At 54.4% G+C, this 7,789-nt stretch carries 10 protein-coding genes; all 10 read left to right on the top strand.

Going from position 1 to position 7,789, the window contains the following annotated elements:
- On the top strand, window positions 1-120 hold a 120-nt coding region (locus AB4Z52_RS35450; RefSeq protein WP_442221949.1), incomplete at its 5' end, for an ATP-binding protein.
- A gap of 351 nt (window positions 121-471) precedes the next feature.
- A complete protein-coding gene (locus AB4Z52_RS35445; RefSeq protein ID WP_442222499.1) occupies window positions 472-762 on the top strand; it encodes a hypothetical protein in 291 nt (96 codons plus the stop codon).
- A gap of 177 nt (window positions 763-939) precedes the next feature.
- Complete coding sequence (locus tag AB4Z52_RS35440) at window positions 940-1,146, top strand: hypothetical protein (protein ID WP_442222498.1); 207 nt, start codon at window positions 940-942, stop codon at window positions 1,144-1,146.
- Between the two features lie 234 nt (window positions 1,147-1,380).
- Window positions 1,381-1,872, top strand: a complete 492-nt coding sequence (locus AB4Z52_RS35435) for a hypothetical protein (RefSeq protein ID WP_442222497.1) — start codon at window positions 1,381-1,383, stop codon at window positions 1,870-1,872.
- 85 nt (window positions 1,873-1,957) lie between these two features.
- The gene (locus tag AB4Z52_RS35430; RefSeq protein ID WP_442222496.1) at window positions 1,958-2,305 is read left to right on the top strand and encodes a hypothetical protein; all 348 of its coding nucleotides are present in this window, start codon (window positions 1,958-1,960) and stop codon (window positions 2,303-2,305) included.
- A 555-nt stretch (window positions 2,306-2,860) separates the two neighbouring features.
- Entirely contained in the window at window positions 2,861-4,912 is a 2,052-nt protein-coding gene (locus AB4Z52_RS35425; protein ID WP_442222495.1) for an AAA family ATPase, read from the top strand.
- Window positions 4,909-5,763 (top strand): hypothetical protein, encoded by an 855-nt coding sequence (locus tag AB4Z52_RS35420; RefSeq protein ID WP_442222494.1) that lies wholly within the window; start codon window positions 4,909-4,911, stop codon window positions 5,761-5,763. The genes AB4Z52_RS35425 and AB4Z52_RS35420 overlap by 4 nt, the downstream gene beginning before the upstream one ends.
- A gap of 322 nt (window positions 5,764-6,085) precedes the next feature.
- Complete coding sequence (locus AB4Z52_RS35415) at window positions 6,086-6,496, top strand: hypothetical protein (RefSeq protein WP_442222493.1); 411 nt, start codon at window positions 6,086-6,088, stop codon at window positions 6,494-6,496.
- Window positions 6,493-6,912, top strand: a complete 420-nt coding sequence (locus tag AB4Z52_RS35410) for a metallophosphoesterase (RefSeq protein WP_442222492.1) — start codon at window positions 6,493-6,495, stop codon at window positions 6,910-6,912. The genes AB4Z52_RS35415 and AB4Z52_RS35410 overlap by 4 nt, the downstream gene beginning before the upstream one ends.
- A 460-nt stretch (window positions 6,913-7,372) precedes the next feature.
- A partial coding sequence (locus AB4Z52_RS35405; protein ID WP_442222491.1) for a helix-turn-helix domain-containing protein occupies window positions 7,373-7,789 on the top strand: 417 nt, incomplete at its 3' end.

The following is a 7,789-nucleotide window of genomic DNA, read 5'->3' as shown; positions in this document are numbered from 1 at the left end:
CACGAGATCATCGGCAACCCAACCTACGCCGATGCCATCCTCGACAGGCTCGTTCATAACGCCCACCGCATCGACCTATCCGGCGAAAGCTTGCGGCGAAATCAGCGCCGGAAATCTTGACTCCCTACCCGAATGAATTGACAACAATCAAAGCCAGCAGGACCCCAGCCTCAAGGGGGCGAGATCATCCCGGAATCCCGGGGCGCAATCATCTCGGAACAAAGGGGCGGCTTCATCGGAATCGGCACCAAATCTCGCACATGCCATATCCGGTCGTCTTCAAGCATGGGTTTTTCCTCTTGATTGCCCAATCGGGAACGACGCTAACGCATGATTATGTCGGCTTGACATGGGGAGCGTAGCGCGACTTTTTTGGCGGAGACCATCGGCTATCGCGGTCAATCAAAGCCGAAAACTCGCTCCCCAGGTCTCCAACGGCCAATGATTGTCTGTCCCAGGCCCAATTCGGAAATGAAACTCCTTGAGCAATTTTTCTCTGAACAGCCAGCAGCTCTCGGTAAACTGCTGCCGCGTGACTTCGAGGCTGAGATTCACAGACGGGATTTGATCGGATTTGAACATGAAGCCAGCTTCGACCCTCTCGGGTGTCAAGGGCGTTCGAACCCAAAAGGAGACTACCGCTGGCCAACGGAATTTGTTGTTCGGGGAAATGACCACCGCTCCGACGATCAAGTAGGTGAACTCTACGACCATGGTTGGCGGCCCCGGCTGCATGTGCTGACCGATATTGCCAGAGGGTGAACCAGCGAACTCCCCATGCCAGTCACCGATCTCAATTTCCGGCAAGACAACTGAGGGGCGCGGCTTCGGTTTCCCTCGTGGCATGATACCCTCCTTGCGCTGGTGCGCCAGTCGATCTATCCGACCTTCGCCCAGCGAACGGTCCAGTCGTGTGTTCCATGAGCGTGGTGACGAAAAATGACCGACGAGCAGAAAGATGTCGAGTGGGGTCCGTGTTGCTTCTGTGGCGAGGCAATAGCGCCTATGTTCCCCGACCCGCTTAGTCTCACCGTCGCAACCTCAGACGGCAAGTGGCAGATTTGGTTCACCCATGCTCAATGCTTCAAGGCACGTTTGGTAGACCCGCCAGATGCGTTTGGTTTTTTCGAACCTGCTCATTTCTGATCCAAGCAAAGTCCGCTGTTGGGCATGGTTGCCGTGGCTGGAATCGTGGACGTCGACCACAAAATCTCAGGCAAGGTGCGAGCCGGATACTGCTTACCTTCGATCGCTCGGCATGCATGCAGGTCATCGCCAATGATCAAAGTAAAAGTACATTCATGTGATGTAATGCATACATTGACTTAATGTTGCTGATACCATATGTTGTTGTTATGCAGCGCCGGAAAGGGCAACGATATGACCGACAATGTGGTTTCAGTTTTCACTTTCAAGTCCGTGGCCACCATCTTAGACGTCGGGGGAACGCAATCCTGGACCCTCGACAGAGCGCGTGCCAAGGCATGTAAGTATGCTGTACTTTGCCGCAACGCTCATCACGCGGATGTCGAAGGGCAGGAAGCGCACGGCTCAGCATTTATGGTCGGCGTGGTTTCCGACGTCGTACCGTCGACCGAGACCCCCGGCCGCTGGCTTATTCTCTTCAGCGAATACGCGCTCTGCAATGTCCGCGATCAGTGGGAAGGACGTAATCCAGTTCGTTTCTGGACTACTAAGGATTTCGACATGATCGAATTCGATGCGCTGGAATTCCAGCCAATGCCAGAGTTCAGTGCTGGAGAGAAGATCACCGCTAAGTCGCGCGGGCTGACAATCGCTGAGGCGAAGGCGGGGCTGAGCATCACTTTCGGCATCGATCCGACTGCCATTGAAATCACGATCCGCGGCTGATCCCACTTCTTCCGATATAAGGTTCACGAATATGCAAACCCGATATCTGCGGCTCGTTTGCCGCTCGAACGACTTCGACTATCCGATGTATCTGGACGCTCCCGTCGAAACGACGGAGAAGGGAAGCGTTATTCTTACCAAATCGGTCCTCTCTGGATTTATGGGAAACCTCCATGGTGACCTGCATCCCTTTGTCCTTAGAAAAGAGAAGGCCGACACGCCCTCACGTCTGTCTTACCAAATAGACTTCGGAACCGACTTCGAGGAACCATATCGGCGGTTTACGACCAACCTTCCGTCGAAGAGCATTTCCAAAGCCGTTCAGTTTACGATCAGCATGTTCGATGAGGGCCTCCGGGGTTTCAGGGAATACATTTACGAAGTCCGAGAGGTCATTGACCTTCTCCGTCACGAGCCAATCGACACCCTGTAACAATCGATAAGGTAATCACGAGTACAAGCATCAAAGCGAACGTCGCGCGGGCACAACTCGGTAACGCTCTTGAGATATTCATCCGCGATCGAGACCCTGTCGCCGTGTATGCCTTGGCGTGCGGGGGCAGTGAAATAATTGAGGGGTTGGCCGAGCAGGCAGACATCCTAACGCGATCGACCCATATCTTGAAGACCATGCCGGAGATTGACTACAAGGAGATCAAGTGTCTCCGAAGCCAGTATTGGAACGCGATAAAGCATTTTTATCGAGGTTACCCGCTTCTGCGTCGAACGCGTCGCGGGAACCACCAAACAGTTCAAGTGACATGGAAGATTTGAGACAGGCTAGCTGGATTGGGGCCCAGAGCAGTCGGGCAAATGCGACAGTGTGAACAATTGCGGAAATCGGTCGCGCGAAATGTTCGCATAGTCTGTCGGTTGCAGAAAAAACGGGCGTCAGCATTTTTTCGGCCGCCTCTGCGGATTGAGGTGAAGTTCAGCTTCAGATAGTACTATCAGCCCAACGCCTCGGCCACCTGGTTCAAATATTGTTATGATCCGAATTGATCGCTCCCGAGTACCCAATCCGATTTTAGAGGAGGAGCATCAGGCTCGTTTCGAGGTTGAGGATTGGTTTCGCAATTCCGAAATAGGTTCCTGGCGGAAGAGATTTGAAGGCTTCCGTTCCCGAGTAAATCGCAAGGCGCGCGAACCGTTGATGCAGCTTTTCAACGGGAAATGCGCATTTTGCGAAAGCGACGTTGGGGCGACATCTTCACCGAATGTCGAACGCTTTCGACCCATCACCGACGCCAGTGATCTCTCAGGCAAAGGTGCCCCAAACCATTATGTATGGCTCTTCGCTGAGTGGGAAAATCTCTATATCGCCTGTAGCGCTTGCGCTAGGTCGAAGCGCTCGCTCTTTCCGGTCGCCGGATCCCGCGCTGATCCGATGACGCCCCTTCATTTAATTTGGAGTTCTGAAGACGCATTTCTCCTCGATCCCTGCAGAGATAGTCCGCAGGACCATCTCTTTTTCACAGAAAGCGGGGACGTCCGCTTTCTGACGCCCCGCGGTGAAACGACGATTAAGGTGTTTAACCTCAATCGTGAAGGCTTGGTACGGGCACGCCGTCTAGTGTGGGAACGCGTTGCTGTCGCTGTTGGCCAAAATATTGACCCAACGGGATTTGCCGCCGACTTTCAACCTTACTCTGCGGTGGCAAGGCAGGCTTTAGAAGCCATCAGCGGGTCCGACAAGACAGTGAGCGAACGAGCGAACAGGTCTCAAGGTGTCAGCCCCGATACCAGGTCCGCTGATGAGATACTCGCTCTCGACGACGACGCCTTTCGCCTTTCTGCCCGTGCGCTGCAACAGGTTGAGATCGTGAATTTCAAGGCGCTGAGAAACATGACCTTGCAGTTCGGTGAGCCGGGATCCGAGCGATCGCCCTGGATTGCGCTACTCGGAGAAAACTCGACAGGAAAAAGCACCCTTCTTCAAGCGATAGCGCTTACGCTAGCAGGAGCGCAAGAAGCACGACGTCTGGTGCGCCCCGACCACGTCCTCTCGAGTGGCGCAGAGGAAGGAAGCGTTAAGATATGGTTTTGGGATAATGATGAGCCGGCCGAGTTGCATTTCAGTGAAGGCGCGGATGCCTTCACTGGGACTCGCAGACCTTCCGCGATTGTGTTGGGGTACGGTGCTGTCAGGTATGCTGAGCGAAGGCGCCAGCGCAGCGACCATTCTCCTCGGTTCAGCCGGATACAGGCGCTATTAGATCCGATCGCTAGAGTGCGATACTCGGGGGCTTGGTTCGCGACACTCGATCCGACCCGCTTCATGGTTGCTCAACGAGTGCTGCAAAGTGTCTTGCCGGACGATGCAGAGGCCAAAACCGTCCTTGATAGAACTCGCAACCGGGCGATCTTTGATATAGGCGGACATCGCGGTCCGCTTTCGGAAGTCTCGGCTGGCTACCAGACGATAATCGGCATATGTGCTGATATCATGCGGCTCCTGTTCGAGCGCTGGGAAACCATCTCAAGCGCGACGGGCATCGTTCTTATCGATGAGATCGATGCCCACCTCCACCCCCGGTGGGCGATGAGAATCGTTCGCGCTTTTCGCGAAGCGTTTCCTCAGGTTCAGTTCATTGTTAGTACGCACAACCCGCTGGTTCTCCGCGGTCTCCGGAACAGGGAGGTCGCGCTACTGCGACGCGAAGGCGACCTAGTTGTCTTGGATCAGGATCTTCCCCCGATTGAGGGTATGCCAGTCGACGAATTGCTAACGTCTAGGGTCTTCGGATTGGACAGCACGACCGACCCTGAAACTGAGTCAAAATTGGACGAGTATTTCCACCTCCTTTCTTTACCGACCGATCCTTATCGGGTTCAGCGTCTCGGCGAACTGCGTGAGACTATTGGCGACAGAGAGGCATTGGGACGAAATACGCGGGAGAGGCTTATGCTGGAGGCCGCAGCCCAGTTCATCCGTGAATCAAACAATTCTCTTGACCTTGATCGGACAAATAGTGCTGAAACTCGGCGCCGGGTTCGTGACTTGGTCCGAATTGGCTTCCGGCGCTCCCAAGACACATGAGAAAGATCGACCGCGGGCCAGAGCCGCAAAACTTGTCTAATGCTAGGGCAATCGAACTGCTCAAAGCGCGTAAGCACTTTGTCGATGACAAGCAATTAGATGGCTTTAAGTTTACGGCATACAAGATCGGCAAAGTTGCCTTGAAAGGTCTAACCGGTGGACACTGCGCGTACTGCGAGGCTTACTATGACGTAACGTCGCCTGTTGACCTCGAGCACTTTAGACCGAAAGGCGCTATCGAAACCGCAACCGATAGGATTTCTCCAGGGTATTGGTGGCTTGCGGCAGTGTGGGAGAACTTGCTTCCTTCTTGTATCCGTTGCAATCGCGAGGAGACGCAAGCTCTCTACGATGGAACGCTGGTCAAGGTTGGAAAAGGCGAGCGATTTCCGATCTTCGATGAAGCGGATCGGGCGTCGGCCGAAAACGGTGAAAAAAGCGAACGGCCGTTCTTGATCGACCCTGCAGGGGAGGAGCCCGCGGACTACATCAAGTTCGTAGAAGAGAATGGTTACTGCATCGCGAAATGCGTCGATGAGTCGGAAACGACAGAGGACGGGCAAAGGGCTCGGGCATCGATCGATATTTACGGCCTAAATCGGGAAGGTCTCGTATCCGATCGGTCTCGTCAGATGCTGCGAGCCAAAGCGTCTCTTCGACTTTTGGAGCTTGCAATGGCGGAGTTTGATCGGTTGGGTGCTGCGGGTCAACCGACGGATTTTGTCGAGCTATCTATAACGCGCGAGACCGAGCTCCTAGGTTCGTTCACTTCAGGTGCCGATCGGTTCACCGGAATGATGAGGCGCCTGATCTTCCCTGAGTTGATACGAATGGGCATTGCGCCATGGTAAGAATAGTGCTTTATGGGTAATGTTATAACATATCGCATAATGCAGGTTATGGAACAGTCGGGGATTGTTAATCTGGAAATGGGCTCAAAAAATTTTTAGTTTCATAATTTCCGAGCAATCCTTGGCGTTCTAAAGAAAATGAAAGGCTTCACATCACTGAGAACGTCCTTTTCCCAATCAATCGGTATTGACTTACTGCGAAGGATTTCGCCGCTATGAAATCGTGATACCCAAGACAATCTTGCTATCTATACAGCAGAAAACAAGAAAACGCGCTGTTGGTGGAGGCAAATGAAAAGTCAAAGGAAGAAAGGTTCCAGTAATGTCCACCACTACATACGTTCGTCCATACGCTCACACGAAGGTTGCGCGTTTTCTCGACAAGCACATTGACCAAAAGGTCACCAAGTCCCATCGAGAAATCGCCCAAGCTGCTGGCTGGACACAGTCTAACATGGTCACGATGATCAAAAAGGGCGACGCTAAGCTTCCCTTGGACCGTGTCGCCGGGCTTGCTCGTGCTATCGACGTCGACCCAATGTATCTCTTCCGGCTCGCGCTTGAGCAGTTCATGGGAGACGATCCTCAGTCGGCCAAGATGATCGATGCTGTGGTCTCTGCAAACGAGGTCGAGATCATCAACATCATTCGTGAAGCCTCTGACAGTGAAGACCCGAAGGCCAACGATCGACAGACCGCGGGCCTGAAGGAACTCTTCGCCGCATCGAAATGAAACCGAGCGATCCGGACGGCGCCACATTCATGGTGTGCGCCGGCGACGTCATGCATGTGCGCGGCTCGATCGATCCCGAGGTGCTCAATCCGTTGCAGGATACGATCAAAAAGATCCTCAACATGGGCGTCATCATTCACGCGATCCCCGGCAATCACGACCTCCAAGCCAAGAAGGCCGAGTTGGAGAACGTCCAGCACAAGGTCGGCTGCGAATGCGACGGCTGCGGGCGCGAAATCACGGTCGCTGAGATCGCCGCGGCGGAGACGCAAGCGAAAGCCAGCTTCAACGCAGAAGCTAGGACAGATTGTGACCTTCGATCGCTTCCTGCAGACGCTGACCGACGGCCAGTTTTCCATCCGTTGCTGCTCTGTCATGCCGCAAACCGATACTTCAGCATACGAATATCAACCTGAGCGGCCCGTCACCAAGCAGCAGTTCGAAATGATTGCGGCTGCGATCGAGAACGACATCGGCAAGGAAGACATTGGCTTCGAGCATGTCGATTGTGGAGCAGGCGCTTGCCCGATCGACTTTACGGCAGATCAGAAGGAGACAGCATAATGGGCTGGAGGTCGTTTCCCGTTCGGACTGCAAACGGTGCCTTCGCGCAAAAGCGCACCTGGCCGTCCGTGGCATCGAGTTTGAAGAGGAGAACCTCGTCACGCGTGAGGAGTAACTCGCATTCAAAGCCAAGGGCTTCGAAAGCTTCCCTCAGATTTAGTATGACAACTTACGCGTCGGCGGATTTGATCATCTGAAGATCTATCTGGCATAGCAGACTAGACGATCGATTCCATGAAAGCGGCCTTTGATGGAACCTGAAGTGTGTTCGTGGATTCCTCGTTTGAGATTATTCAACCGAGGAGTTTCATCATGGCACCAAGGCGGCGCGTAATCGAGCTGGCGATGAGCGAGCAAGAGACTGAAACGTTGACGGCACTTTCGCGGTCTCGAAGCGAGCCGGCGAGCCGAGTATCGCGGGCCGCCATGCTGCTGGCCTATCGCGACAACCCGTCGTTCTTTGCCGTTGCGCGAAGACTTGGCGTCCATCATCAGACTGTCCAGCGCTGCATTGAGCGCGCCGAAAGCTATGGCCCGCTTGCAGCATTAGACGACCGGCCGCGGCCGGGCAAGGAGCCGGTGATCACGCCGGAGGCGAAAGCCTGGCTGGTGTCTTTGGCGTGCGACAAGGCCAGGGACCATGGCTATCCGCACGAACTGTGGACGACGCGGCTTTTGGCCCGCCATGCGCGCGAGCACGGACCGGAGGCCGGACATCCCTGTCTGGCC

This window comes from Rhizobium sp. 2YAF20, from assembly GCF_052114685.1.
Classification (GTDB): Bacteria; Pseudomonadota; Alphaproteobacteria; order Rhizobiales; family Rhizobiaceae; genus Rhizobium.
Note: the sequence above shows the minus strand (reverse complement) of the source record. Positions and strands in the feature narration are given on the sequence as shown.

Coding starts and splice junctions, on each gene's coding strand:
- AB4Z52_RS35415 (WP_442222493.1), top strand. CDS start 6,086: ATGTCCACCACTACATACGTTCGTCCATACGCTCACACGAAGGTTGCG.
- AB4Z52_RS35420 (WP_442222494.1), top strand. CDS start 4,909: ATGAGAAAGATCGACCGCGGGCCAGAGCCGCAAAACTTGTCTAATGCT.
- AB4Z52_RS35435 (WP_442222497.1), top strand. CDS start 1,381: ATGACCGACAATGTGGTTTCAGTTTTCACTTTCAAGTCCGTGGCCACC.
- AB4Z52_RS35410 (WP_442222492.1), top strand. CDS start 6,493: ATGAAACCGAGCGATCCGGACGGCGCCACATTCATGGTGTGCGCCGGC.
- AB4Z52_RS35430 (WP_442222496.1), top strand. CDS start 1,958: ATGTATCTGGACGCTCCCGTCGAAACGACGGAGAAGGGAAGCGTTATT.
- AB4Z52_RS35445 (WP_442222499.1), top strand. CDS start 472: ATGAAACTCCTTGAGCAATTTTTCTCTGAACAGCCAGCAGCTCTCGGT.
- AB4Z52_RS35440 (WP_442222498.1), top strand. CDS start 940: ATGACCGACGAGCAGAAAGATGTCGAGTGGGGTCCGTGTTGCTTCTGT.
- AB4Z52_RS35425 (WP_442222495.1), top strand. CDS start 2,861: ATGATCCGAATTGATCGCTCCCGAGTACCCAATCCGATTTTAGAGGAG.